The sequence below is a fragment of the Acidovorax sp. 56 genome (genome assembly GCF_002749705.1).
GTDB lineage: Bacteria > Pseudomonadota > Gammaproteobacteria > Burkholderiales > Burkholderiaceae_C > Acidovorax.
In genome coordinates, this window is record NZ_PEEV01000001.1 from 214,820 (window position 1) to 240,406 (window position 25,587).

The window sequence follows — 25,587 nt, forward strand, 5'->3', positions numbered from 1 at the left end:
GCCGGGGCGTGAATTACTGCTTCACGGCTTCCACTTGCACGACCAGGCGCACGTTCTTGGCAAAGCCCCAATCCACGCCGTAGTTCATGCCCCACTGGGTGCGGTCGATGGTGGCCTCAAAGTCGCCGCCGCACACTTCGCGCTTGAGCATGGGGCTTTGGTAGCAGGCGAACTGGTTGGCCTTCAGCGTGATGGGAGCTGTCTTGCCCAGCAGGGTCAGCTGGCCAGTCACTTCACTCACGTTGTCGCCTTTGAAGCTGAACTTGTCCGAGACAAACTTGATGGTGGGGTGGGCCGCGGCGTTGAACAGGTCAGCGCTTTGCAGGTGCTTGTCGAATGCGGGGGTGCCGGAGTTGACCGAGGTGGCGTCGAAGCTGATCTCGACCTTGCCGCTCTTGCCGGCGCGGTCAAATTGCACGGAGCCTTCCTTCTTGTCGAAGCGGGCGCGGTTCACAGCAGCACCAAAGTGGCTGATTTCAAACGTCACAAAGGTGTGGGTGGGATCGATCGCGTAGTTGGCGGATTCGGCCTGTGCAGCACCGGCAAACAAAGCGGCGACGGCGGCCAAGGCGAAGAGGGATTTGCGCATGAAAGGCTCCTGAAAAACCAGAGGTTGAAAGAAAAGATCGCAGGGAGAGAAAACGGAAGGGTCTGAAGGCGATTGCGCCTCAGAGCTTGGCCACGCCGGTCAGCGCCAGCTTGAACTTGACTTGAACGTCGTCGGCCACCATGGAGGTGTCTGCCCACTCGTTTTCGCCAATCTTGAATGCCAGGCGTTTGATGGGCAGGGTGCCGGTGGCCGTGGTCACTGCTCCGCTTTGGGTGAGCGTGACGGGGGCTACGACGTTGACCGCATTGCCTTTGATGGTGAGCTTGCCGGCCACTTCAAACTTGCCGCCGCCCAGGGCCTTGATGCTGCTCGATTCAAAGGTGGCTTGCGGGAACTTGGGTACGTTGAACCACACGGCCTTGGGCAGCTCTGCATCGGTTTCCTTGGAGCCCAGGGTGGCGCTGCCGGTGTCCACGCTGAAGGTGATCTTGCTGGCAGCCAGCTTGGCGGGATCGAAGGCCACCTGGGCGTCAAATTTCTTGAACTGGCCGTCCAGGGGCACACCCATTTGGCGGGCGGTGAATTGGACTTCGCTGTGGGCGGTGTCCAGTTTTTGCTGGGCCCAGGCGGCGGGTGTCAACAAGGCGGTGCCCAGGGTGATGGCGGACACAATGCTTGCAATCTTCATGAAAACTCCTTGGTGCGGAAAAGGTGCGCAGCGCAGTGGGGCTGCAGGGGTGTGGGGGCTCAGCGTGGGCCGGGCAGCATGCGCTGCAGCAGGCCGTCGCGGTCAATGATCTGGTGCTTGAGGGCGGCTGCGACATGCAGCAGGACGAGGCCCGCCATGGCAAACGCTGAGATCTCGTGCCAGGGCTTGATGGCCGCGGCCAGTTCCTTGCTCACGGGCACAAAGTCAGGCAGTTGCCACAGGCCCAGAAACACGATGGGAAACCCTGCGGCCGAGCTGTAGGCCCAGCCGATCAGCGGCACGGCAATGAACAGCACATACAGCAGATGGTGGGTGGCATGGTGGGCCACTTTTTGCCAACCGGGCATGGCCTGCTCCATGGCGCGGGGCAGTGCGGGGGGGCGATGGGTGGCGCGCCACACGAGGCGCAGCAGCGACAGGGCCAGAATGGCCACCCCGGCCCATTTGTGCCAGTTGTAGAGCTTCAGGCGCTGGGGCGAGAAGGGCAAGCCGGTCATGTACAGGCCCAGGCCGAAGATGGCAATCAGAGCAATGCCAAGCACCCAGTGCAGCAGGATGGCGACGCCGGAATACCGGGCGGGGCGAGGGCTCACAGGGTGAGGGGTGGAAGACATGGGCAGTTGGGTGGAAGGGGTTGTTGAACGGGGCCGCCCTTTGGGTGCTGCGGCCGGTGCATTGGGTGCAATGCCTGCAGTTTAGGAAGAGCGCCCCTGTGGCAGTTTCAGGTGGATTGATGCCTTGATTCAAAAAAACTGAATTGATAAGGCTTTTGCGCTCAAAGTTCCCCAATGTTTGAGGGGCGCATGTGACTTGTTGTCGCCGTCTCGTCTTGACGCGGGTCATGGCGCCATGGGGGCAGAGACGTGCACAAAGAGCGGTTCCGGCTCTAGTGCTCTGGGTGTTGAGCATCACCGCTGCGCGTGCGGTGGGCTCTGGATGGGTTGGCTGGGAGGCCTGCGGTGGTTGCTGTTAGCCTCCAGCGCAGGGCTGTGCTCAGTGCTGCAGCGCAGCTGCTTTCCAGGCTTGGGAGGCGGCGTCTGCATCGCCACGCTGCTCTGCCAACTCGGCCAAGTGTCGCCATGCGCTGGCGCGCAGGGGGGCATCATGCAGGTGGGAGCTGGCCTGGGTCAGCAATTGCTGGGCTTTGCCCCACAGCTGCCGCTTTAGGCAGGCCATGCCTGCGAGGTACTGCAGGCGGGCATCGCGCGGGTTGGATTGCTGGGCGGCTTCGATGCGGGCCAGCCAGCCTGCATCGATGGTGTCCAACCCGTCTTCCAGCGAGCGGATCAGCTTGAGTGCCAACCCCTCGGGCAAGCCCTCTGGCAGGTCCACCATCCGCTCCCACACGGGCAGCAGCCAGGCGCGCACCTGGTTGGCATCGCCACCCAGATGGGCCAGGCGCTGGGCGGCTTGCACGGCCAGCTCGGGCATGTTGCGCTCGGTGTTTTCCAGCGAGGCCCAGATTTGCACCAGTTGCACCGGGTCGTGCGCCGACTGGATCAATTCTGTGGCCAGGCCGCGCACAATGCTTTGCGCCGCTCCTGCAGAGAAGGCGCGGTGCTTGCCTAGCAAGCGGGCTGTGTCGAGGGCCTCGCGGGTTTGGCGAGCCTGGCGTGTGGCCTTGAGCTTGATACGCAGGGCCAGCGTGCGGCGGGCGGCGCCTTGGGGCAGGGCGGCCAGGCGCTCCAGGGTGACCTGGGGGTCGCGGTCGTCCAGGCTCCAGCGCGCCGCGCGGATCTGGGCGCCTTCACGTAGTTCTTGCTCTTGGCCGTTGCCGCGCACGGGGGCTTCTTCCAGGGCGTTTTGCAGATGGCTTTCGCGGGTAGCTCGGTCTTGCAGGGCGTGGGACGATTCGGCGGCAATCAGGTGCGCCAAGGCACGCAACTGCTTGCCGTGAGGGACGGGCTCACCCGCCGCCTGCAACGCGCTTTCTTGGGAGAGGGATGCCAGCGCCGATTTGCGAGAGCGCAGAAAACGCCCCGCCAGCATGTGCGTGAGGGCATCGAGCAACGCGTGGTGCATGGCGCGCTCTTTTTGCTGCACGCGCCAGCGGCGTGCCTGGTGCGGCAACTCCAGCAATGCGGCCAGCGCCCGCAACGCGGCGTACACGGTGGTGAACCCGCCCACCAGCAGCAACACGACCAAGTTGAGCGACAGGTCGACGCGGTGAGGGGGCCAATACAGGGTGATGGTGCCCTGGTTGTTTCCTGCAAACAGCGCGGCCGCTACGGCAACGCCAAATAGAGCCAAAAGCCAAAGAGCTGCACGCATATCAGTTTTCCAATGCTCCGCGAGCGTCCTGGACCTTCAAAAGCGACTCAGGGTGCGTCATCTCATCGCCCCGCTGCGGCCGTGGCCAGTGCAGAGAGGGTTTCGTCCAGCCGGGGCAGCTCGGCGGCCTTCATGTGCTGCTGGGCTTGCTGCAGCATGGTGGCTGCGTTTTGGGTGCGGCGGGATGCGGGGTCGAAGTACTTGTTCAGTGCGGCCGTGGCGGCCGTCAGGTCTGCGCGGGCAGAGTCAAACTGCCGTGCCAGCACGCCCAGCCGGGCGTTGAGCAACTTGAGTTTGAGGTTTTCGCGCAGGAAAAAAGTTTGCTCGGGTGCCAGCAAAATGGCCTCGGGCTGGTCGATGCGGCTGACGCGCACCAGCCCACGGGCTTCGTCGCGCACCACTTCCCAACTGCGCTGCAGTGCGGCTTGCCACCACGGCATGGCAGGGTCTTCGGCGGTGCCTGTGCTGCTGGCTGGGGTGGCTGCTTTGCGGGTGGCGGGCGCCTGTGCCACGGCGTTGAGCACGGGCAGTTCATCCACCTGACGCACCAAGTCGTCCAGGCGGCCCAGCAGGCCTGCGGTGTCGGTCACGGTGGCGCGGGTCAGCCGGTCCAGGTCGCGCGCAATGGCCCTTTGCAGGGGGGCCAGTCGGGGCTGGGCTGCCCGGTCAATGCGTTGGTTGGCGGTTTTCAGGGTGGCGACCAGGGGCTCCAGGCCGCCGGTGAGCTGGGCCTGTTGCTGCGCCAGCCGAATGGCCGATTCAATGTCCACCACCAGGTTTTCGTCGCGTGAGCGCGACAGGCTTTGCATCAACTCTTCCAGTTGGCTGCGTTGCAGGGCGACTTCGCTCACCCGGGCTTCGGCCACCGAGAGTCGGGCAGCGGTCTCGCGCACCTGGTCTTCTGCCTGGCGGGCGATGGTGCGGGCCTCGATGGCCAACGTGCCCGAGTCGGCCGATTGCCGGGCCAGTTGCTCTTGAATGCTGCTGAGCTTTTGCCACAGCAGGACGCTGCTGGTCAGTGCCGCAGCGGCCACGGCCCCCAGCAGCAGGTTGGCCAAGCCGATGCCCGCCGTGCCGCTGGGGCGTGTGTGGGCGGCAACAGGGGGCGCTGCCGGGCCTGGATGGGATGCGGCTGGAGCTGCGGGCGCAGGGGGCTGCGGCAGATCAGTGGGGGGCACAGAACTCATGCGCCCGATTCTATCGAGGCCACCACGTCTGCGAAGGCTGGGCGGCATTCCCGCACCTCGCCAAACCCGGCGTCGCGTGCAGCCTGGGCGATGCGGGGGTGCGTGGCCAGTGCGCGCGCTGTGCGCCAGTTTTGCTGGGGCAGGGCGGCCGCGAGATGGGCCACCGCCTCAGAGCTGCTGAGCAGCCAGAGGGATCCGTTGTGGGCGGCTTGCCGGGCCAGGTCCAGGTCTTGGGCCGACAGGTGGGGGGCTCCGCGCTCGTACGCCACCACGAAGTCCACCTGGGCGCCTGCGGCTTCGATCTGGCGGGCCAGCCAGTCGCGGCCCGAGCCCTGGCTTTCATGCACCCCGGCAGAGCGCCCGCGCACGATCAGGATGCGGTCGCCTGGCTGCACCTGGGGGTGGACTTGTTGCCACAGGGCTTCGGAGTCAAATTGCGGTGCATCGGGCGCAGGGCCGTCGATGCGCTCGGTGGGGAATCCTGCTTCCAGCAGCACCCTTGCAGTTCCCGGGCCGGGTGACCATGCTCTTGTTTTGATAGCTTCTAGCGCTTGATTGGAAAGCGCTAGGGCCATATTTTGTTCAAAAAAATACAGCGCCGCGTTGCCGCTGACGAACATGGCGGCGCGGTAGTCGCCCAAGCGCGCACGGGCCTGATGCAGCGCTTGCACAAGGACCGGATCTGCGGCTGGGCCGACATGGATCAGGGGCAGGGCTGCAGCGGCAATGCCCCGTTGGGTGAATTGCTGTACCCAGTGCGCAGCCTCGCGCGCGGGGCGGGTGACGATGACCTGGGGGGCCGCGGCGGTCAAGGCTGTGGCCTGCGGGTTTCAGGCCGTTGCACGGGGCGTGGCGCCTTGGGCTCCACCGTCGCGCAGTCGCTGGGCAATGGCCAGGCCCAGGGCATCGGCTTCGGCCAGCGTGGTTACCCGGGCGGTGGCGCTGGCGCGCACCAATGGGGCTTGGCCTTCGGTGTCGCCCCAGGCGGCATCCAGTTGCAGGGTGTCGCCTGCCAGGGTGCCATGTGCTGCCAGGGGCATGGAGCAGCTGCCGCCCATGGCGCGGCTCACTGCGCGCTCGGCGGTCACGGTCAGCCAGGTGGGCTTGTGGGCCAAGGGGGCCAAGGCGTCGATCAGGTCTTGCCGGTCACTGCGCACTTCAATGCCCAGCGCGCCCTGGCCGGCTGCGGGCAGCATGGCGGTGGGTTCGAACGTGGCGCGGATGCGCGCACCCAGCTCCAGCCGTTTGAGGCCTGCTGCTGCCAGCACAATGGCGTCGTACTGGCCTTCGTCCAGCTTGCGCAGGCGGGTGTCCAGGTTGCCGCGCAGGGGTTCAATCCTCAGGTCGGGCCGCAGGGCCTGCAGCAGCACCTGGCGGCGCAGGCTGGAGGTGCCCACCACAGCGCCCTGGGGCAATTCGTCCAAGCTGGCGTAGCGGGGGGAGACAAAGGCATCGCGGGGGTCTTCGCGCTCCATCACGCAGGCCAGGGCAAAGCCTTCGGGCAGCTCCATGGGCACGTCCTTGAGCGAGTGCACGGCAATGTGCGCGCGGCCTTCTTCCAGCGCCACTTCCAGTTCTTTCACAAACAGGCCCTTGCCGCCCACCTTGCTGAGCGAGCGGTCGAGGATCTGGTCGCCCTTGGTGGTCATGCCCAGCAGTTCCACCGAGTGGCCCTTTGCGCGCAAAAGCGCTTGCACATGCTCTGCCTGCCACAGCGCCAGGCGGCTTTCGCGGGTTGCGATGACGATGGTGGAGGGGGCTTTCGCCGCCGGGCCGCCCCAAGGCGAAAGGCTCCCCCCTTGGGGGGGCAGCGACCCGCGAAGCGGCGGAGCGTGGGGGGCGTCTTTTTGGGGGCTCAAGTTCGTAACCTGTTTGTAATCATTCAGCGGCGGGCGATGCTAGCATGCGCCCGCATCGGTGACCTTGATCTGGCGCGTGTCCCTTGTGGGGGTGGCGCTGGCGAGGCGCCTCTTTTCAATCTCCGGAGACCCTCGCGCATGAAACGATCCGACAAGGACCAGCCCCTGATTGACGATATTCGCCTGCTGGGGCGTATTTTGGGCGACGTGATCCGCGAGCAAGAGGGGGTCGACGCCTATGAGTTGGTCGAGCAGGTGCGCAAGCTCTCGGTGGCCTTTCGCCGCGATGCCGACCAGGAGGCCGACCGCGCGCTCAAGAAGCTGCTCAAGTCCCTGTCGGGCGACCAGACGGTGAGCGTGATCCGCGCCTTCACCTACTTCAGCCACCTGGCCAACCTGGCCGAAGACCGCCACCACATCCGCCGCCGTGCCGTGCACGAGCGCGCGGGCGACACGCAAGAGGGCAGCATCGAAGTGGCCCTGTCGCGCCTGCGCTGGGCGGGCATTGCCCCCAAAGCGATTGCGCAGACCCTGGCCAGCAGCTACGTGGCGCCGGTGCTCACCGCCCACCCCACCGAGGTGCAGCGCAAGAGCATCCTCGACGCAGAGCGCGACATTGCGCAATTGCTCGCGACGCGGGACGACATCCAGGTGCGCGCCCAACTCTACAACAGTGCCAAGGACGCGCTCACGCCGCGCGAACTGGCCGCCAACGAGGCCCTGCTGCGCGCCCGCGTGGCCCAGTTGTGGCAAACCCGCCTGCTGCGTTACAGCAAGTTGACCGTGGCCGACGAGATCGAGAACGCGCTCTCTTATTACGAAGCGACCTTCTTGCGCGAGATCCCCAAGATCTACGCCGACCTGGAAGCTGAACTGGGCCAGTACCCCGTGCACAGCTTCTTGCGCATGGGCCAGTGGATTGGGGGCGACCGCGACGGCAATCCCAATGTCACCGCGCAGACCCTGCAATACGCCTTGGGCCGCCAGGCCGAAGTGGCCCTGCGCCACTACCTGACCGAAGTGCACTACCTGGGGGGCGAGTTGTCGCTGTCGGCCCGCCTGGTGCAGGTGTCGGCCGAGATGGAGGCCCTGGCACTGCGCTCGCCCGATACCAACGAGCACCGTGTGGACGAGCCTTACCGCCGGGCGCTCACGGGCATCTATGCGCGGTTGGCGGCATCGCTCAAGGACCTGACCGGTGGCGAGGCCGCACGCCATGCCGTGGTGCCGCAAAACGCCTATGCCAGCGCGGAGGAGTTTTTGGCCGACCTGCGGGTGATCGAAGCGTCATTGAAGGCCCACCATGGCGAAGCCCTGGCCGCCGAGCGCCTGCATCCGCTGATCCGAGCCGTGCAGGTGTTTGGCTTCCACCTGGCCACGGTGGACTTGCGCCAAAGCTCTGACAAACACGAAGAAGTGGTGGCCGAGCTGCTGGCCAAGGCGCGCATCGAGCCTAACTACGCGGGCCTGCAAGAGGCCGCCAAGCGCGCATTGCTGATCAAGCTGCTCAACGACGCGCGCCCATTGCGCGTGGTGGGTGCCGAGTATTCCGCCCACGCCCAGGGCGAGCTGGCCATCTTTGAGACGGCCCGGGTGATGCGCGAGCGTTTTGGCCACGAGGCCATCCGCCACTACATCATCAGCCACACCGAAACGGTGAGCGACCTGCTGGAAGTGCTGTTGCTGCAAAAGGAAGTGGGGCTGATGAACGGCACACTCGATGCCGAATCGAAGAACCACCTCATCGTGGTGCCCCTGTTCGAGACCATCGAAGACTTGCGCAACGCCGCGCCCATCATGCGCGAGTTCTACAGCCTGCCGGGCGTGGCCGCGCTGGTGCAGCGCAGTGGCGGCGAGCAGGACATCATGCTGGGCTACAGCGACAGCAACAAGGACGGCGGCATCTTCACCAGCAACTGGGAGCTGTACCGCGCTGAGATTGCCCTCGTCGAACTCTTCGATGAACTCGCCACCAGCCATGGCATCCAGCTGCGCATGTTCCATGGCCGGGGCGGCACTGTGGGCCGGGGCGGTGGCCCCAGCTACCAGGCCATCCTGGCTCAGCCCCCCGGCACCGTGCGCGGGCAGATCCGTCTGACGGAGCAGGGCGAGGTCATTGCCTCCAAATACGCCAACCCCGAGATCGGCCGCCGCAATCTGGAAACCCTGGTCGCCGCTACGCTCGAAGCCACGTTGCTGCAGCCCACCAAGCCTGCGACCAAGGCCTTTCTGGACGCCGCCGCGCAGCTCTCGCTGGCCAGCATGGGCAGCTACCGTGCGTTGGTGTACGAGACGCCTGGCTTTACCGATTACTTCTTCAACTCCACGCCCATCCGTGAGATCGCCGAACTCAACATCGGCTCGCGCCCCGCGTCGCGCAAGGCCAGCCAGAAGATTGAGGACCTGCGCGCCATCCCCTGGGGCTTCAGCTGGGGTCAGTGCCGCCTTACGCTACCGGGCTGGTTTGGTTTTGGCTCGGCGGTCGAAGCCTTCATCAACACCGAAGGCAAGGACCCCAAGGCCCAGCTGGCGCTGCTGCAGAAGATGTACCGACAGTGGCCGTTTTTCCGCACCCTGTTGTCCAACATGGACATGGTGCTGGCCAAAAGCGACCTGGCCCTGGCTTCGCGCTACAGCGAGCTGGTGACGGATGCGCGCCTGCGCAAGAAGGTTTTCACCGCCATCGAGGCCGAATGGCAGCGCACGGCCGAGGCGCTGACCCGCATCACGGGCGACAAGCAGCGCCTGACGCACAACACGGCGCTGGCGCGCTCCATCAAGCACCGTTTTCCGTACATCGATCCGCTGCACCATCTGCAGGTCGAGCTGGTGCGCCGCTGGCGTGCCGGGCAGGGCGATGAGCGGGTGCAGACCGGGATTCACATCTCCATCAACGGCATTGCCGCAGGGTTGCGGAATACGGGCTGAAGCTGTGTGTGCTCAGTTGCTGTGTGCAAGGCACAGCTTGCAGAACTAAGCGGGCCCTGGGCCCGCTTTTTTTGGCCAATGGACGCTGTGGTCCTTCACACGATGCGGTGGCACCTTCTGCCTTCATTCATGCGAATTCAGCAAGAGTAAGCGTGCATTCGCTGACTTTGGCGGGCGTGCATCTGGAGTGTTGCAATCCCTCCACCCTTTGAGAAAAATTGTGTCTGACCGTGCAGCGTTGTTTGCAATTGTGGAGTGCTATTGCTTCGAAAAAGATAGCTATCTTTTGTTGATTTATGGTGCTGTGAAGAGTGTTCTCTGGTCTTGTTGAATTGTAATTATTTGTACCTTGTTTCAGTTAACAGCAGGTTGACTTTTGCGTTTTCCCTGTTGACTTTAGTTTGCATTTGATATTTTTGAGGCTCCCTAGAATCCGCGGCTCACGAGATAGCTGTTTGGACTTCAGAGGGGAACTCATGACATATTTGCAAGGGAGATGGGCGCGGATGCGCTCCGGGGCCGAGGCCTTGGCGCTGTGCGCGGTGTGGATGCCAGCGCTGGCGTTGGCGCAATCTGCGGACATTGTTGTCAACCATTCGGATTCGCCAGACCCGGGTCCAGCGGGTGGTGTTTTCACTTACACATTGCGTCTGGACAACAACGGCCCCAACCTTGCGCAGGGTGTGACGCTGGCCGACACACTTCCTTCTGGCTCCACCTTTGTAGACGTGAACACCACGAAGGGCAGCTGTGCCGCTCCCGCCGGTGGGGTTGTCAACTGCTCGATTGGTGACATCGCTTTTACAAGCTCTGAAACCGTCACGGTTCGGGTGCGCTTGCCGGTGGCTGGCGTGTACACCAACCGGGTAACGTCAGGTGCCACGACGGCGGATTCGAACAGCAGCAACAACACCAACAGCGTCCAGAATACGACGGCGCTGGCGGCTTCCAACCTTGCCGTGACTGCCGCTTCCTCCTCTGCCAATGTGGCCGCAGGTCAGGGTTACAGCTACACCGTCGGGGTGGCCAACCAAGGGCCAGACGACGTGCCCGCGGGTGGTGCTGTCACGGTGACGTTTGCAGTGCCCACGGGCTCTTCCATTACCAGCACGCCAACCGGCTCCGGCTGGGGCTGTACGCCCTCTGGCGGCTATCCGCTGAGCTCGGGCTCTATCACTTGCACGCGCTCTGGCAGCCTGGCCAACGGCGCAGCGTCGGGCAACCTGACCATCTCTGCCGTGGCCAACGTGGCGGGCGCGGTGACCGCATCGTTCAGTGCGGCGGCCTCCAAGGCGGATGCGTCTGCGATGCCCGACAGCGACATGGCGAACAACACTGCGACCGTCACTGTGACCTCTGCGTCGGGATCGGACGTGTCTGTCTCCATCAGTGCATCGCCCCTCAATGTGGCGCAGGGCAGCGACGTGACATACACCATCACACCCCGCCATGAAGGCGGCGAGGCTCCTGGGGCATCGGGCTCCGGCGTCATTACGGTGACAGACACCTTGCCTGCTAGCTTGACCTTTGTCTCTGCCACGGGCAGTGGCTGGACTTGCGGCGCAGCAGGTCAGGTCGTGACTTGCACGCGCCCAGGCCCATACACCGGCGGCAATTTTACCAATATGCCGGTGATTACCCTGGTGGCCACGGCAACCGCAGCGGGTGCGATCAACAACACCGCAACCATTTCCATTCCTGAGACCGACAGCAACACGACCAACAATTCCGACAGCGCCAGCGTCACATCGACCAACGATGCCGACCTGCGCTTGGTCAAAACAGCCAGCCTGAACCCGGTGGTGCCGAATCAGGCATATACCTACTCTTTGGCTGTCAGCAATTTGGGGCCATTGGCTATTTCCGCAGGGCGGACCATTACCGTGACGGACGCCTTGCCCTCGGGTGTGTCATTGACAGCGGCCCCATCGGGTTCCGGTTGGACTTGCTCGCCCAGCGCAGGTTTTCCAATGGACGCCGCATCGGTTTCTTGTACGCGCCCAAGGCCGCTGCTTGCAAACACGGACGCGCCGGTCATTACCCTGGCTGTTTTGCAGCCCACGGCAGGAGCCCGCTCCAACACGGCTTGCGTTGCACTGAGCGGCACGAGCCCCGTGGACAACAACGCCGCGAATGACTGCAGCAGCGTTGCAGTCTCCGCCACGGCAACCCAGGCCGATCTTCAAGTCGTGTCTAAAACCGCTAGCCCCGCTACGGTGGCTGCGGGCGAAAACCTCACTTATGTGATCACTGCCATTAACAACGGCCCGGCCGTTTCAAACGATGTGCGTTTGACCGATACGCTGAGCAGTCTGGTGAGTGCTGGCGCCGTGCAGTCGATGACCCCGTCGCAAGGCACTTGCACGGTAACGCCTATCGGTGGCACCTCGCAAAATATGGTGTGCGACCTGGGAACCATGGTCGCTGGAGCGACCGCTACGGTGACTGTGGTGGTTCGCCCCAGTATTGCCACCACGGGCAGTCGCAGCAACACGGCATCCATCACGTCGCTGAGCGTGGGTGACCCTGACCGCACCAACAACAGCGCCTCGGTCACCAGCACCGTCACTGCCAAGGTAGACATTCGGGTGGCCAAGTCCGCCAGTCCTACCACTATCCCGGCCGGCGCGCCGCTGACCTATGTGGCCACCGTGACAAACGACGGCCCCTCGACCGCTCAAGCTGTCAACCTTGTGGACACGCTGCCGACCAACGCGACCTTCATCAGCGCAACGGCTTCTGGTTCTGGCGTCTGCACGACGCCGACCGTTGGGGCGGTGGGTGGAACGCTCAGTTGCACCTGGGGCAGCATTAACTCGGGTTCTCAGCAAACTGTCACCTACAAAGTGCGTCCGCTGCTGTCTGCCGTCGGGGGCAATTTGGTGAACGCGGTTGCGGTAACCACCACAACCGCTGAAGACAACACCGCCAACAACTCGGCCACCACCACCACCCCGGTGACTCCAGCACAGTTGGACGTGTTGATCAACAAGACCGACAGTTCAGACCCGGTGAACCTGGGTGACGAAACGACCTACACGGTCACTATCACCAACAGTGGCCCGTCCTATGCGACGAATCCCGTCGTGGTGGATACCTTCCCAGCACCTGGCTCCACGCCCACGGCCACCTTCAGCTACGAAGGCGCGCTCACGGTGAGCAACGGGGGCTCCTGCACCCAGCCCACAGTTGGTGTGACCAGTGGAGTGCTGCGCTGCACGTTTGCGGGGCTGGATGCCGGGCAATCGGCAACGGTGACCTACAAGATGCGGGCCCAGACCTTGACCCAGCTGGGTGCCACCAGCGGCACGGCCTTCAATCGCGCCACGGTGTCTGTGGACGAAACCGAAACCCAGACGCTCAACAATTCGGTGGATGAGTCGACCACGGCACGGCGCAATGCGGCGGCCCTGCCCACAGACCTTGGCATCACCAAGACAGGGCCGACCAGCCCCGTGAAGGCGGGTGATCTGGTGAACTACATCATCACCGTGCGCAACAACGGCCCCCAGGTCAGCACCAGTGCCCAGATGCAGGACGTGCTGCCTGCAGGCTTGTCCTTTGTCTCGGCGCCAGGTTGCCTGGAGGCTTCGGGCACGGTCACCTGTCCTGTCGGTACGTTGGCCGTGGGTGCTTCGGTGGTGTTCAACATCAACGCGCGTTTGAACACGCCCTACACGGGGGCCAGTCCGCTGGTCAACACGGCGTTGGTCGATGCCGTGGGTGATACCGACCCCACCAACAACTCGGCCTCTGCCAGCACACCCATTGCGGTGCTCACACCAGCGAGCATTCCAACCTTGTCTGAGTGGGCGCTGATCTTGATGGCCGCCTTGTTGGGGTTGCTGGCCATGCGCCAGATGCCGCAGCGACGCCAGTGAGTGAGTGGGGCGGTGCCGGTTGAGCCGGTGCCCAGCCCACCTGATTCCTTGCGTTAGCACCTTGCAGCCCACGTAGGTCTTTGGCCCACGTGGGCTGTTTGTTTTGTGCTCGGCCTGGCCTGCGGCACTTGGCGGAGTTTGAGTGGCGCGTGAAGCCTTGGATTCAATAAGCATTGAATAGGGGCTATGCGGGCTTCAAGTGGGGGCTGATGGTGCCGCGTGGTGTTCATTCGCTCGCCATTGACCTCTGAACTGCTGCAACCCTTGCAGCGTGCAGGGCCGTGAGAGCAGATAGCCCTGGGCCTGTGTCGCGCCCATGCTGCTGAGCATGGCCCACTGGGCCTGCGTCTCCACGCCCTCGGCCACTGTGCGCATGCCTAGTGCCGATGCCATTTGCACGATGCTCCTCACAATGGTCTGGCCGCTGGTTTGCTCAACGGCTTTTTGGACAAAGCTGCGATCGATCTTGAGGGTGTGAAAAGGGAACTGGCTCAGGTAGCTCAGGGACGAGTAGCCCGTGCCAAAGTCGTCCAGTGCAATGCGCACACCCAGCGCTTGCAGTGCATGCAACTGCTGCAGTGCCCGGGGCGCATCCTCGATAAAGATGGATTCTGTGATTTCCAGCGCCAATCGCTGTGGGGGAAGGCCCGAGTGTTCAAGGGCGGCCTGCACCTGGGAAACGAAGTCGGCCTCGCGCAGTTGCAGGGTGGACACATTGATGGAAATGTCCAGCCCCGCCAGGGCAGGCTCTCTTACGGCCGCGTCGCAGGCGTTGCGCAGCACCCAGTCGCCCAGTGCGTCAATGGCGCCTGACTGCTCTGCGATTGCGATGAATTCTGCAGGGCTGATGGGCCCCAGCGTGGGGTGTTGCCAGCGCAGCAAAGCCTCTACGCCGGCGATCTGGCCTGACTTGATCTCGATCAGCGGCTGCCAATGCAGGCTCAGCTCCTGCCGTTGAATGGCCTCGCGTAGGTCGTTTTCCAGCCGGGCTTTGCGCTGGGTTCTCTCGCCCATCTGCAGTGTGTAGACCGTATACCTGCCGCGCCCCTGGTCTTTGGCTTCGTACAGCGCCGTGTCGGCTTGCACCAGCAGTGCATCGACATCGGTAGAGCCTGGCTCAAAAAGTGCGACGCCCATGCTGGCGCCAATGCGCAGGCGCCTTCCATCCACAGACAATGGCTGGTTCAGTGCAGTCACCAAAGCGTCCGCTTGTTCTTGGACATAGGGTAGAAAGCCCACAGCCACCGGGGTTTGCCGCAGCAGCACGGCGAATTCATCCCCCCCGAGCCGAGCGACCAGATGCTCGCCCCCGGTGATGGATTGCAGGCGCTGGGCCACCTTCTGCAGCACCGCGTCGCCCACAGAATGTCCCAGGCTGTCATTGATGGATTTGAAGTAGTCCAGATCAATCAGCAACAGGGCCCCATGCCGGTGGGCGCGCATCTCCTGGGCGATGGCGTGGTGCATGAAGAAGCGATTGGCCAACTGGGTCAGCGAGTCGCTGTGGGCTAATCGCTCCAGTTGCTGTTGCGCGTGCACGATGGATGTTTTGTCCGCCGCCACACCCCGCCAGCCGCAGATATGGCCCCATTCGTCCTTGATGGGTTTACCGGTGAAGGCCAGGTGGAATGGCTCTCCGTTCACGCTCAGGGCGATGGGCAAGCTGTGGAAGGGGGCTTGCTTGTGCAAGGCCTGGGCAAATGCCGTTGGGTCCGTTGTGCAATGCTGCGCAATCCACTGGGGCAAGGCGATGTTTGCCGCATGCGCGTTTGGCAGTCGCAGCAAGCTGCTCAGCCGTGCCGATGCCTGGGCCAGCCTGCCATCGGCGCCGATTTCCCACAGCGCCTCGTTGGCACTTTGCTCAAAGTCTTGGAACACCACGGCCAGCAATTGTTCTTGCCGAATGGCCTCACTGCGCGAAATGAGCAAGGCTGTGGCTTTGCGCCAGGTCGAGAGCGCACCCACCACGTTCATGGGCGCGTAAAACCCGAGCAGCACAGCGACACCCGCCATCATGGGGTCTGCAGAGCTCCACAAGGCCCACCACGCTGCCGTCGAAAAGATGCACGCGTAGGCCACGCTGGCTTTGGGCAAGGGGTTCAGAACAAAGGTGCCAGCGCTCAGCATGCCCGTGAACAGTGTGGCAATGACCAGCTGTTGTCCTGGGGATGCCGTAGAGAACCAGCAAATGGGCAGCAAAGACCACAGGCAGGCCAGCGCACTGGCCTGCAGCGTTGCACGCCTGACGGCGCGCAGTGAAGCCGTGTGCAAAGGCTTGCCACGGCGCTGCGCCCAGCGGTGGACTGCGGCCACAGCGACGGCCACCAGGGCCAGGAACCACAGGTACAAGCCGGGCCCATGTTGGCTGCGCAATGCCCACAACACCAGCGACGCACTGCCCACATTGGCGGCCATGGCATAGGGGGTGAGCCGCATCACGGCGCTGAGGTGCTCGGCCCGGATTTTTCCGGCCTGCACGCCCTCATCCTGGTACATGCTGCCGATGCCAGCCCAAAGCTGTTTGTAATCTGCGAGCAATTTGAAAAACATTGCCATTTGTATCATATTTGCCGAAATTTGTCTTCCGGCAAGCTGAGATCAATGTGACACCGCAACGTGCGTCCGGCGTGTCTGGCGGCTTTCTCCCTCCTTATTCGGCCAATGGGCCTGGGGGCTTGGCGCTACGATTCCTGCAAGCCTGACTTGAACGATTGCTGCTTTATGAACTTCCTGCGCGCACACCACTGGAGCTGGCGCCCTGTGCTGGCACTTGCCGCCACCTTGGCGCTGGCGGGCTGTTCCTCGTTGGATGTGCCACGGGCCGACAACTACCCCGCCAGCGACCAGAAAAAGGCGCGGGCGGTGCACCACTGGGATGTGCTGGCCGACGATGTGGCGGGGCGCATTGCCGACAAAATCCGCCAATGGCCGCCAGGGGAGTACCCCATCCATGTCTCTACCGTGAGCGATGCATCCTTCAACCAGGGCTTTCGCAAGCTGCTGAGCACCCGCTTGCTGGACCGTGGCGTGGCGCTGTCGACCCAGCCGTCTGGGGTGCAACTGGTGGTGGAGACGCAGGTGGTGCAGCACCCGGCAGCCACCATGAACCTGAACCGTGCCCCAATGCCGGTGACTCGGCTGGCCCTGGGCATTGCCGTGGCGCGTGACTTGGTGCATGCGCCGCCCGCCGCGGCCTCGGTGGCGGGCAGCCTGGGCGCGATGGCGCTGCTGGCCGATGCCACCAGTTACCTCACCGAAGGGGGAGCCAGCGGAGGCCCGACACGCACCGAGGTGTTGATCACCACGTCGCTGGAGAATGCTGACCGCTACCTGGCCCGCACCGCCGACGTGTACTACATCGAAGACGCCGATGCTGTGCTGTACCAAGCCAAAGAGCCGACGCCGCCTGCGCAGCCCGTGCCCCTCAAGAGCTGGCGCGTGGTGGCGCCTATCAATACAGCTGTGCCTTTGACTCCGTATTGATCCCCCCGCAACCTTCCGAGCAAACCTTGAGCGCCTAGCCATGAATCGCCGACATTTCCTCAGCACGGCCCGGGTGGTCGCCACCGCACTCACCGTGGGGGGCTTGTCTGCATGCAGCAGCTTTTACTACGGCGACAGGCCTGGGGCAGCGTGGTTTCCCACCAACCTGATCGAGGCCAACCACCGGGCGGTGGATGCCTTGCTGGCGCAGGCGCCGCTGGACGCGCAGCACCCCATCATGGTGGGCACCTTGGTCAATGTGGACCGGGTCACAGAGTCGTCGCGCCTGGGGCGCATTTTTTCAGAACAGATCGCGGGGCGCATGGTGCAGCGGGGACTGCGCGTGGTGGAGCTGAAGCTGCGCGACAGCGTGGCGCTGCAGCGTGAGCAGGGTGAGTTGCTGCTGTCGCGCGAGGTGCGAGAGGTCAGCCAAAGCCACGATGCGCAGGCCGTGGTGGTGGGTACCTATGCTGCGTCTGCCACCGCGCTGTACATCAGCCTGAAGCTGGTCACCCCGGCGGGCAATGCCGTGGTGGCGGCGCACGATTATTCGCTGCCCATGGAAGACAACGTGCGCGTGCTGCTGGCCAACGGAGCGTTGCGCTACTGACGGGGTGGATGGGTGGCCCGGTGCTGCTGGCGCTGATGCCATGCGAGCACCTGGAGCACCTCTTGGTGTAATGATGTGCTATAAAAATAATAGCTGCAAGCGCTTGTAAATCAAACGCTGGCAGCTATTTTTATTGGAAAGAATGCGTGCGCTTCAGTGCAGCATCAAGGCGCCAGCCGTCTTGCTCTTGCCTGCGCGTGCAGGGGGGTTGCACAGGCCGCAGGTGAAATGGCGGTTTTCATACAACTCGGTCACAAACTGGCCGCTGCACTGGCTGCACTTGGTGCGCGTGAGCATGCCTGCGTCCACAAACTTCACCAGGCGCCAGGCGCGGGTGAAAGACAGCAGGGGCTCGATCTCGGCGGTGGCCACTTGCTCGTTGTACAGGCGATAGGCTTTGGTCAGCAGTTCCACAGCGTCCAGGTCCACGCCCTTGGACAGGTATTCGTAGATGTTCAGGAACAGCGAGCTGTGGATGTTTTCTTGCCACGTCAGAAACCAGTCGGTGGAGAAGGGCAACTGGCCCTTGGATGGCGACTTGCCAGCGATTTCTTTGTACAGGCGAATCAGGCGTTCGTACGACAGCGTGGTTTCCGACTCCAGCACCTGCATGCGGGCACCCATCTGGATGAGCATGGCAGCGCGTTCGATCTGCTTGGATTCATTCAGTACGCTTTTGACGGTGGCGGCGGGTGCGGACATGGCGGGCTTTCGTGAGGGGCTGGGGGCAGAAGCGGCGGTGGTCAGTGCTCAGAGCACTTCCGACACGCGGCTGGCCATGAGGATGTTGGCGTGCAAGGTGTTGGTGGCTTCGTTGCCCACCTTCTTGGCGGTGTGGTTGGTCAGCAAGCTCCACACCAGGTTGTCGTCCACACGGAAGCTGCACAGCAGCGTGTTGCGTGAAGCCAGCTTGAGCACCTGGGCGGCAGACAGCGAGGCCAGAATGTCAGCGGCTTCTTCGTTCATGCCCAAGCGGAACACGGCTTCGGCCTTGTCCTGGCGAATCAGGTTCTGGGCCAGCATCAGGTAAGTGAGGTTGGCTTCGCGGATTTCGGCGAGGATTTGTTCGTTGGTCATGGCGGCTTCCTTTTTTCCAGTCCCGGGTCTTGCGTTGCATGCGGCTTGCATGTTTTGCGTGATCCGTTGAAATGGATTGTGAAACCGCCCCAATCAAAAATTAAGTCCGTTTTTGACTGTGCTGCGTGTCTGGTTTAGGGGTGGGCTTTGTAGGAATTTGCCTTACACGAACCTAAGGCCAGAAGGCCTTCTCCCCAGGTAAATGCGTGCTGCTAACAACTTGTTGCAACCATGTCCGGTGTGTTTATCCGCGTTCAACAGGGCGGGTGGAATCACTGCACCACTCGCTCCAGCTGCCCGCAAAAAGTGATGTTTTTCCGAGTCCGGCGACTTCCATGGCCAGCACATTGGGCACCGCGCTCACGCCGCTGCCGCACTGGTGCACCACAGAGCCTGGCGCGCGGCCTGCCAGCAGCGTTTCAAACTCCGCACGCAGCACGGCGGCAGGCTTGAAGCGGCCGTCAGGCCCCAGGTTGTCGCCAAAGGGCCGGTTCAGCGCACCCGGAATGTGGCCCGCCACCGGGTCCAGCGGTTCCACCTCGCCCCGGTAGCGCGGCGCGCCCCGTGCGTCCACCACGGTCTGCCCAGGTTGCTGCAGGTTTTGTAGCACCTCAGTGGCTGTGACCAGGCGGCGCAGAGGCTCCTTTAGTACAAAGTGGCTTTGAAAATGGCTGGGCTCGTCGTCGCTGGTCACTGCGCCGCCTTCGGCTTGCCAGGCTTGCAGGCCGCCGTCGAGCACGGCCACGGCATCGTGGCCCGCCCACTTGAGCATCCACCACAGGCGCCCGCAGTAGTTGGCGCCGTTGCGGTCGTACACCACGGCCTGCATGCCATTGGCAAAGCCCACGCTCGACAGCCACGTCGCAAAGCGTTCGCGGCTGGGCAGGGGGTGGCGCCCGCCAGAGGCAGGCTGGTCTGCCTCTTGGGCCACCAGTGTGCCGTGGGCGCCCGGTGCACCGTGCTTGGCGCTCAGGTGCTTGTCCAGGTCGGCGTACACCGCGCCGGGGATGTGCGCCTGCGCAAACGCCTGCGCCCCGGCCGATGGCTGCATCAGCTCAAAGCTGCAGTCAAACACCATCAATGGCTGGCCGCTGGCCTGCAGGGCTTGCAATTCGGTGGGGGTGATGAGGGTGGTGTAGGTCATTGGCAAAGGCTCCATGGGTGGCACTTTAAAGCGGCTAATAAAACTCTTCTGGCGTCGTTGCTGCGTCTTGTCGTACTACTCGTACTGCCTGCGACGCAGCGCCTGGCCATCACCGCTTCGCTGAGTTTTGTTAGCCGCTCCTAATGTTCTTCCGCTGGGCTGTCGGGGGCGGCACGCGCACGCAGCACGGTCGCCACGATACCGCTGCCCACAATCAACACCATTCCCACCCATCCAATGGTTGGGATCTGGTCATTGAACAGCACCACGCTGTAGATGGCGGCAAACACGATGCCGGAATACTGCAGGTTGGCCACCACCAGCGTGCCGCGTGGGGTTTTGGCGGTGGCGTAGGCGCGCGTCATGCACAGCTGCCCGCCTGCGGCCAGCACCCCAATGGGCAGCAGCCACAGGGCGGGCCACCCCGGCCAGGCCGAGGTGCCGGTGAACAGCAAGGCCAGCCCCCCGGCGGCGGCAGACCCCACGGCAAAGTAAAAGACCGTGCGCGACTCAGGCTCGCCCAAGCGCGACAGCGCCATCACCTGCATGTAGGCGAAGGCAGCCGTCATGCCAGAGATGAGGCCAATGAGCCCTGCGAACGCCTGGTTTTGGTCCAGGCTGGGGCGCAGCATGAGCACGACGCCAACGAACCCGGTGAGCACCGTGACCACCAGCGAGCCCTGAAAGGCGGGCCGTGGGGAGGTGGCTGAGGGGCGCCATGCAATCAGTGCGCCGCCCACCAGAAATGCGGCAATCCACACGCTGCTCATGTAGTTGAGCGTCATGGCCGTGGCCAGGGGCAATTTACCGATGGAGTAGAACCACGCCCCCAAAGACACCACGCCCACCAGGCTGCGCCAGGCGTGCATGCCAGGGTATTGGGTGGCCAGGGACACCCGTTGCGAGCGGGCGAGCAGCCACAGGATGGCGATGCCGATGAAGCCCCGGTAGCACACCAGCTCTGCCGCGTTGAAGTGGGCCGATGCCATCTTCACGCACACCCCCATGCTGGCAAAAAGGAAAGCGGCCAACACCATCCAGAGGGCTTGCATCGAGGGTGAACCTGTTCAGAGGGTTGAAGTAAAAATAGCCGCCAAGGCTGGTTGATCCAGCGCTGGCAGCTATTCTAATGAGAGCAATTCACAGCCGTCCGTTCTATTGGCGCTGTTTTGCCATCGTATTCAGGGCTTTGTGCCGAAGGCGTTGTTTCAGCCTTTGGGGCCCGCATCGCCCATGGTCTGGCGGTACCACTCGTGAAAGTGCTGCATGCCGTCTTCCATGGGGCTCTGGTAGGGGCCGACCTCGTTGTCGCCGCGTTCCAGCAAGGCCTTGCGGCCGGCGTCCATGCGCTCGCCGATCTCGTCGTCCTCGATGCAAGTCTCCATGTAGGCGGCCTTCTGCGCCTCGACGAATTCGCGCTCGAACGCTGCGATTTCTTCGGGGTAATAGAACTCCACCATGTTCAGTGTCTTGGTCGGGCTGATGGGGTGCAGCGTGGACACGGTGAGCACATGCGGGTACCACTCCACCATGATGTGCGGGTACAGCGTGAGCCAGATGGCGCCGTGCTTGGGCGGCTCGCCATTGCGGTAGGCCAGCAGGGCTTCGTGCCAGCGCTCATACACGGGGCTGCCGGCCTTGCCCAGGCGGTTGGCCACGCCCACGGTCTGCACCGAGTAGTTCTTGCCAAACTCCCAGCGCAGGTCGTCGCAAGTGACGAAGCTGCCCAGGCCGGGGTGGAAGGGGCCGACGTGGTAGTCCTCCAGATAGACCTCGATGAAGGTCTTCCAGTTGTAGTTGCACTCGTGCAGCTCCACATGGTCCAGCACATAGCCCTCAAAGCTCAAATCGGCCTGCGGGCCCATTTGAGCCAGGTCTGCGGCCACGTCGTAGCCGTTGTCTTCAAACAGAAGACCGTTCCATTCGCGCAGCTTGTAGTTGTTGAGGTTCAGGCAGGGGTCGTGCGCAAAATGCGGCGCGCCCAGCAACTCGCCCTTGGGGCTGTAGGTCCAGCGGTGCAATGGGCACACGATGTTGCCGCCCGCGCTGCCTTTTTGCTGTGTGTGCAAGGAGCCCTTGCCCTTGAGCATGACCGCCTGGCGGTGGCGGCACACGTTGGAGATGAGTTCAATCCCGCCCTGGGCGTTGCGCACCAGCGCGCGGCCCTCGCCCTCCTGGGGCAGTGCGTAGTAGTCGCCCGCATTGGGCACAGACAATTGGTGCCCCAGATAACGGGGCCCGCGCTGGAAGATGGTGTCCAGCTCGCGCTGGAGCAGCGCATCGTCAAAGTAGCTTGAAACTGGTAGTTGGCTCGCGGCCTGCTGCAGTTGAAGACTTAAATCAGACATGGGTGACCTGACCTAAAGACTCCCCACAGGGAGAAAGTGCGGGAGGTGCGCAGAATGCGCATCTGGGGAAAAAAAGAAACCGGCTAGGGTGGGTAGCCGGCTTGACGGGAATGGGATTATAGGCGGTGGGGTTATTCCCGCAGCCCCCTTACGTGTATTGAGAATTGATCGAGGACAGGGTCTTGGCAGTTTTTGCGATGGCGTGGCGGGCCGTGATTTGCAATAAACGGCCCTGTAGTCTGTCTCGGTGTAGAGGCTGCGCCTAAAATCGCCCGTTTTCATCTGCGCGCACTGCCCACAAGCCCATGCCCAAGGCCACCCCCAAGACCGAACTGCCCCAAGAGCCCACCAGCTACGAAGCTGCGTTGGAAGAGCTGGAGCAATTGGTCACCCGCATCGAATCGGGCCAGATGCCCCTGGACCAGATGCTGGCGGGCTACCAGCGCGGCGCTGTGCTGCTGGCGTTTTGCCGCAAGCGGCTTGATGCGGTGCAAGACCAGATCAAGGTGCTGGACGAAGGCAGCCTGCAGGCTTGGGGGCAAGAATGAGCGCCGCGTGGGACCTGGGAAGCTGGAGCCGGGAACACCTGGAGTGCGTGGAGCAAGCCCTGTCGCGCTGGGTGGGGCAGGGTGCCCCGGCCGGGCTGGGCGATGCCATGCGCTACGCAGTGCTGGACGGTGGCAAGCGCCTGCGTCCGCTGCTGGTGATGGCTGCGTACGAGGCCGCACTTAGTGCGCGCCAGAGCACTTGGGGTGCTGCCGAGCGCAGCGGTGCTGACGAAGCCGCCTTGCGTGCAGCCTGCGCGGTGGAACTGATTCACGCTTACTCGCTGGTGCACGACGACATGCCCTGCATGGACAACGACGTGCTGCGCCGTGGCAAGCCCACGGTGCATGTGCAGTTTGGCGAGGCCCAGGCCCTGCTCGCAGGCGATGCGCTGCAGGCCTTTGCCTTTGAGCTGCTCACGCCTGACGATGAGCGCATTCCGGGTGCTGTGCAGGCCAGCCTGTGCCGCCAACTGGCGCATGCGGCTGGCTCTGCCGGCATGGCCGGTGGGCAGGCGATTGACCTGGCCAGCGTGGGGCTGGCGTTGACCGAAGACCAACTGCGCGAGATGCACCGCCTCAAGACAGGGGCTTTGCTGGAGGGCAGCGTCATGATGGGCGCCGCCTGCGCCTGCGTGCCGCCCCAGGCCAAAGCGGCCTTGCAAGCCTACGGTGCAGCCGTGGGGCTGGCGTTTCAGGTGGTCGACGATATCCTGGACGTGATTGCCGACTCGGCCACGCTGGGCAAAACGGCAGGCAAGGACGCTGCCAGCGACAAGCCCACCTATGTGTCGCTGTTGGGGCTGGCTGCAGCGCAGGCCTACGCCAGCGAGTTGCTGGCCGCCGCCCATGCAGCGCTGGCAGACAGTGGTTTGCCCGACGCGCGTGCCCTGGCGGCCCTGGCCGACATGGTGGTGCGCCGATCGCACTGACCGGGCGACGCTGCGGCCCACCCTGCATGTCGCCTGGAATATGTATTCAATCAGCCCCTGGCGCTTATAGATAAAGCGCTGGAAGCTATCAAAATAATAGTAAATGGCCACGACCTCCTTCCCCCTGCTGCAAACCATCAACGACCCGGCGGATGTGCGCAAGCTGTCACGGGCAGACCTCAAGGTGCTGGCCACAGAATTGCGCGGCTTTGTGCTGGAGAGCGTGTCGCAAACCGGCGGGCACCTTAGCTCCAACCTGGGCACCGTAGAGCTCACCGTGGCCCTGCACCACGTTTTCAACACCCCTGAAGATCGGCTGGTGTGGGATGTGGGCCACCAGACCTACCCCCACAAAATCCTGACCGGGCGGCGCGACCGCATGGCCACCTTGCGCCAGCTGGGGGGCATCTCGGGCTTTCCGCAGCGGGCCGAAAGCCCTTACGACACCTTTGGCACTGCGCACTCCAGCACCAGCATTTCTGCCGCACTGGGCATGGCCATGGCGGCCAAGCGCAAGGGCGAAAGCCGCCGTGCGGTGGCCATCATTGGCGACGGCGCCATGACGGCGGGCATGGCCTTTGAAGCCCTGAACAACGGCGGCGTGACCGATGCCAACCTGCTTGTCATCCTGAACGACAACGACATGAGCATCAGCCCCCCCGTGGGCGCACTCAACCGGTACTTGGCGCAGCTGATGAGCGGCCAGTTCTATGCCGCCGCCAAGAACGTGGGCAAGACCGTGCTGCGCCCCGTGCCGCCGCTGCTGGAGCTGGCCAAGCGCTTTGAGCAGCAGGCCAAGGGCATGGTGGTGCCCGCCACCCTGTTCGAGAAGTTCGGCTTCAACTACATCGGCCCCATCGACGGGCACGATCTTGACTCGCTCATCCCCACACTGGAGAACATCAAGGGCCTCAAAGGCCCGCAGTTCCTGCACGTGGTCACCAAAAAGGGCCAGGGCTACAAGCTGGCCGAGGCCGACCCTGTGGCCTACCACGGCCCTGGCAAGTTCGACCCCGCCGTGGGCTTGGTCAAAAGCACGTCCGCACCCAAGCAGACCTTCACGCAGGTGTTTGGCCAGTGGCTGTGCGACATGGCCGCGCAAGACGAGCGCCTGGTAGGCATCACCCCCGCCATGCGCGAAGGCTCGGGCATGGTGGAGTTTGAAAAGCGCTTTCCCGATCGCTACTACGACGTGGGCATTGCCGAGCAGCACGCGGTGACCTTTGCTGCAGGCATGGCCTGCGAAGGCGTCAAGCCCGTGGTGGCCATCTACTCCACCTTCTTGCAGCGCGGCTACGACCAGCTCATCCACGACGTGGCGTTGCAAAACCTGCCTGTGGTGTTTGCACTGGACCGCGCTGGGCTGGTGGGCGCCGACGGCGCGACGCATGCGGGCGCCTACGATATTCCGTTTGTGCGCTGCATTCCCAACATGAGCATGGCCTGCCCGGCCGACGAACGCGAATGCCGCCAGCTGCTCAGCAGCGCTTTTGAGCAAGACCACCCGGTGGCCGTGCGCTACCCCCGTGGCAGCGGCGCGGGCGTGGCCCCCCTGGCTACGTTGGAGGGGCTGCCCTTTGGCAAGGGCGAGGTGCGCCGTGAGCGCTCGGGACTGGCCGCAGGCAACCCACCGCGCATTGCCATCCTGGCGTTTGGCACCTTGCTGTACCCCGCGCTGGAAGCCGCCGAAGTGCTTGACGCCACGGTGGTCAACATGCGCTGGGCCAAGCCAGTGGATGTGGACTTGCTGCTGGACGTGGCCTCGCGCCACGATGCGCTCGTCACTCTGGAGGAGGGCTCCATCATGGGCGGTGCAGGCAGCGCCGTGACCGAGGCGCTCAACGCCGCTGGCATCACGCTGCCTGTGCTGCAACTGGGCCTGCCCGATGTGTTCATCGAACACGGCGACCCGGCCAAGCTGCTGTCGTTGCAAGGCCTGGACGCTGTGGGGATTCGCGCCGCGATCGAAAAGCGGTTCTTCTGACGGGAGCCTTGCGACCCTGGGGCTGAGTGCCTTGTTCTACCCCCTGGGTCATATGGACAGGGGCCGTTCATCAGGCCCC

The 25,587-nt window shown here is 63.6% G+C and carries 20 protein-coding genes; 7 read left to right on the forward strand and 13 right to left on the reverse strand.

What is annotated here, in order from left to right:
- Positions 1 to 13: 13 nt before the first annotated feature.
- The 7 genes from CLU88_RS00900 to hemC form a co-directional block, all read right to left on the reverse strand.
- Entirely contained in the window at positions 14 to 589 is a 576-nt protein-coding gene (locus CLU88_RS00900) for a YceI family protein (RefSeq protein ID WP_099654981.1), read from the reverse strand.
- Positions 590 to 668: 79 nt separating this feature from the next.
- The gene (locus tag CLU88_RS00905; RefSeq protein WP_099654982.1) at positions 669 to 1,238 is read right to left on the reverse strand and encodes a YceI family protein; all 570 of its coding nucleotides are present in this window, start codon (positions 1,236 to 1,238) and stop codon (positions 669 to 671) included.
- Between the two features lie 59 nt (positions 1,239 to 1,297).
- Positions 1,298 to 1,873 (reverse strand): cytochrome b, encoded by a 576-nt coding sequence (locus CLU88_RS00910; protein ID WP_199173395.1) that lies wholly within the window; start codon positions 1,871 to 1,873, stop codon positions 1,298 to 1,300.
- 379 nt (positions 1,874 to 2,252) lie between these two features.
- Positions 2,253 to 3,530 (reverse strand): heme biosynthesis protein HemY, encoded by a 1,278-nt coding sequence (locus CLU88_RS00915; RefSeq protein ID WP_099654984.1) that lies wholly within the window; start codon positions 3,528 to 3,530, stop codon positions 2,253 to 2,255.
- Positions 3,531 to 3,592: 62 nt separating this feature from the next.
- Positions 3,593 to 4,717, reverse strand: a complete 1,125-nt coding sequence (locus CLU88_RS00920; protein WP_099654985.1) for a uroporphyrinogen-III C-methyltransferase — start codon at positions 4,715 to 4,717, stop codon at positions 3,593 to 3,595.
- A complete protein-coding gene (locus CLU88_RS00925) occupies positions 4,714 to 5,529 on the reverse strand; it encodes a uroporphyrinogen-III synthase (RefSeq protein ID WP_099654986.1) in 816 nt (271 codons plus the stop codon). Before CLU88_RS00925 ends, CLU88_RS00920 begins: the two co-directional genes overlap by 4 nt.
- An 18-nt stretch (positions 5,530 to 5,547) precedes the next feature.
- Entirely contained in the window at positions 5,548 to 6,465 is a 918-nt protein-coding gene (gene hemC / locus CLU88_RS00930; RefSeq protein WP_233205560.1) for a hydroxymethylbilane synthase, read from the reverse strand.
- Between the two features lie 249 nt (positions 6,466 to 6,714).
- Here hemC and ppc point away from each other — a divergent pair, with 249 nt between their 5' ends.
- Positions 6,715 to 9,504, forward strand: coding sequence for a phosphoenolpyruvate carboxylase (ppc, locus tag CLU88_RS00935; protein WP_099654987.1), 2,790 nt, complete (start codon positions 6,715 to 6,717; stop codon positions 9,502 to 9,504).
- A gap of 476 nt (positions 9,505 to 9,980) precedes the next feature.
- Entirely contained in the window at positions 9,981 to 13,385 is a 3,405-nt protein-coding gene (locus tag CLU88_RS00940) for an IPTL-CTERM sorting domain-containing protein (RefSeq protein WP_099654988.1), read from the forward strand.
- 195 nt (positions 13,386 to 13,580) lie between these two features.
- On the opposite strand, the gene CLU88_RS00945 is transcribed toward CLU88_RS00940, so the two are convergent.
- Positions 13,581 to 15,881 carry a bifunctional diguanylate cyclase/phosphodiesterase gene (locus tag CLU88_RS00945; RefSeq protein ID WP_158235565.1) on the reverse strand — a complete coding sequence of 767 codons (2,301 nt, stop codon included), beginning with the start codon at positions 15,879 to 15,881 and terminating at the stop codon, positions 13,581 to 13,583.
- Positions 15,882 to 16,106: 225 nt separating this feature from the next.
- Here CLU88_RS00945 and CLU88_RS00950 point away from each other — a divergent pair, with 225 nt between their 5' ends.
- Together CLU88_RS00950 and CLU88_RS00955 are read left to right on the forward strand one after the other, a co-directional pair.
- Positions 16,107 to 16,868 carry a hypothetical protein gene (locus CLU88_RS00950; protein ID WP_099658544.1) on the forward strand — a complete coding sequence of 254 codons (762 nt, stop codon included), beginning with the start codon at positions 16,107 to 16,109 and terminating at the stop codon, positions 16,866 to 16,868.
- Positions 16,869 to 16,908: 40 nt separating this feature from the next.
- Entirely contained in the window at positions 16,909 to 17,478 is a 570-nt protein-coding gene (locus CLU88_RS00955) for a FlgO family outer membrane protein (RefSeq protein WP_158235566.1), read from the forward strand.
- A gap of 153 nt (positions 17,479 to 17,631) precedes the next feature.
- On the opposite strand, the gene flhC is transcribed toward CLU88_RS00955, so the two are convergent.
- The 5 genes from flhC to CLU88_RS00980 form a co-directional block, all read right to left on the reverse strand.
- A complete protein-coding gene (gene flhC / locus CLU88_RS00960; RefSeq protein ID WP_099654990.1) occupies positions 17,632 to 18,180 on the reverse strand; it encodes a flagellar transcriptional regulator FlhC in 549 nt (182 codons plus the stop codon).
- Positions 18,181 to 18,228: 48 nt separating this feature from the next.
- Positions 18,229 to 18,555: a flagellar transcriptional regulator FlhD gene (gene flhD / locus CLU88_RS00965; protein WP_099654991.1), complete on the reverse strand. Its 327-nt coding sequence runs from the start codon at positions 18,553 to 18,555 to the stop codon at positions 18,229 to 18,231.
- A gap of 244 nt (positions 18,556 to 18,799) precedes the next feature.
- The gene (locus CLU88_RS00970; RefSeq protein ID WP_099654992.1) at positions 18,800 to 19,699 is read right to left on the reverse strand and encodes a sulfurtransferase; all 900 of its coding nucleotides are present in this window, start codon (positions 19,697 to 19,699) and stop codon (positions 18,800 to 18,802) included.
- A gap of 140 nt (positions 19,700 to 19,839) precedes the next feature.
- Positions 19,840 to 20,751 carry a DMT family transporter gene (locus CLU88_RS00975; protein ID WP_099654993.1) on the reverse strand — a complete coding sequence of 304 codons (912 nt, stop codon included), beginning with the start codon at positions 20,749 to 20,751 and terminating at the stop codon, positions 19,840 to 19,842.
- A 156-nt stretch (positions 20,752 to 20,907) separates the two neighbouring features.
- The gene (locus CLU88_RS00980; RefSeq protein WP_099654994.1) at positions 20,908 to 22,047 is read right to left on the reverse strand and encodes an aromatic ring-hydroxylating dioxygenase subunit alpha; all 1,140 of its coding nucleotides are present in this window, start codon (positions 22,045 to 22,047) and stop codon (positions 20,908 to 20,910) included.
- Positions 22,048 to 22,352: 305 nt separating this feature from the next.
- Here CLU88_RS00980 and xseB point away from each other — a divergent pair, with 305 nt between their 5' ends.
- The 3 genes from xseB (at position 22,353) to dxs (ending at position 25,508) form a co-directional block, all read left to right on the forward strand.
- The gene (xseB, locus tag CLU88_RS00985) at positions 22,353 to 22,595 is read left to right on the forward strand and encodes an exodeoxyribonuclease VII small subunit (protein WP_099654995.1); all 243 of its coding nucleotides are present in this window, start codon (positions 22,353 to 22,355) and stop codon (positions 22,593 to 22,595) included.
- The gene (locus tag CLU88_RS00990; RefSeq protein WP_099654996.1) at positions 22,592 to 23,524 is read left to right on the forward strand and encodes a polyprenyl synthetase family protein; all 933 of its coding nucleotides are present in this window, start codon (positions 22,592 to 22,594) and stop codon (positions 23,522 to 23,524) included. The genes xseB and CLU88_RS00990 overlap by 4 nt, the downstream gene beginning before the upstream one ends.
- A gap of 103 nt (positions 23,525 to 23,627) precedes the next feature.
- The gene (dxs, locus tag CLU88_RS00995) at positions 23,628 to 25,508 is read left to right on the forward strand and encodes a 1-deoxy-D-xylulose-5-phosphate synthase (RefSeq protein WP_099654997.1); all 1,881 of its coding nucleotides are present in this window, start codon (positions 23,628 to 23,630) and stop codon (positions 25,506 to 25,508) included.
- Positions 25,509 to 25,587: the final 79 nt, after the last annotated feature.

Bases quoted from the DNA above. Each gene is read 5' to 3' on its own strand.
- CLU88_RS00945 (WP_158235565.1), bottom strand. From the start codon at position 15,881: ATGTACCAGGATGAGGGCGTGCAGGCCGGAAAAATCCGGGCCGAGCAC.
- CLU88_RS00970 (WP_099654992.1), bottom strand. From the start codon at position 19,699: ATGACCTACACCACCCTCATCACCCCCACCGAATTGCAAGCCCTGCAG.
- CLU88_RS00915 (WP_099654984.1), bottom strand. From the start codon at position 3,530: ATGCGTGCAGCTCTTTGGCTTTTGGCTCTATTTGGCGTTGCCGTAGCG.
- flhC (WP_099654990.1), bottom strand. From the start codon at position 18,180: ATGTCCGCACCCGCCGCCACCGTCAAAAGCGTACTGAATGAATCCAAG.
- CLU88_RS00975 (WP_099654993.1), bottom strand. From the start codon at position 20,751: ATGCAAGCCCTCTGGATGGTGTTGGCCGCTTTCCTTTTTGCCAGCATG.
- CLU88_RS00980 (WP_099654994.1), bottom strand. From the start codon at position 22,047: ATGTCTGATTTAAGTCTTCAACTGCAGCAGGCCGCGAGCCAACTACCA.
- ppc (WP_099654987.1), top strand. From the start codon at position 6,715: ATGAAACGATCCGACAAGGACCAGCCCCTGATTGACGATATTCGCCTG.
- CLU88_RS00905 (WP_099654982.1), bottom strand. From the start codon at position 1,238: ATGAAGATTGCAAGCATTGTGTCCGCCATCACCCTGGGCACCGCCTTG.
- flhD (WP_099654991.1), bottom strand. From the start codon at position 18,555: ATGACCAACGAACAAATCCTCGCCGAAATCCGCGAAGCCAACCTCACT.
- CLU88_RS00950 (WP_099658544.1), top strand. From the start codon at position 16,107: ATGAACTTCCTGCGCGCACACCACTGGAGCTGGCGCCCTGTGCTGGCA.
- CLU88_RS00900 (WP_099654981.1), bottom strand. From the start codon at position 589: ATGCGCAAATCCCTCTTCGCCTTGGCCGCCGTCGCCGCTTTGTTTGCC.
- CLU88_RS00920 (WP_099654985.1), bottom strand. From the start codon at position 4,717: ATGAGTTCTGTGCCCCCCACTGATCTGCCGCAGCCCCCTGCGCCCGCA.
- CLU88_RS00990 (WP_099654996.1), top strand. From the start codon at position 22,592: ATGAGCGCCGCGTGGGACCTGGGAAGCTGGAGCCGGGAACACCTGGAG.
- CLU88_RS00910 (WP_199173395.1), bottom strand. From the start codon at position 1,873: ATGTCTTCCACCCCTCACCCTGTGAGCCCTCGCCCCGCCCGGTATTCC.
- CLU88_RS00955 (WP_158235566.1), top strand. From the start codon at position 16,909: ATGAATCGCCGACATTTCCTCAGCACGGCCCGGGTGGTCGCCACCGCA.
- xseB (WP_099654995.1), top strand. From the start codon at position 22,353: ATGCCCAAGGCCACCCCCAAGACCGAACTGCCCCAAGAGCCCACCAGC.
- dxs (WP_099654997.1), top strand. From the start codon at position 23,628: ATGGCCACGACCTCCTTCCCCCTGCTGCAAACCATCAACGACCCGGCG.
- CLU88_RS00940 (WP_099654988.1), top strand. From the start codon at position 9,981: ATGACATATTTGCAAGGGAGATGGGCGCGGATGCGCTCCGGGGCCGAG.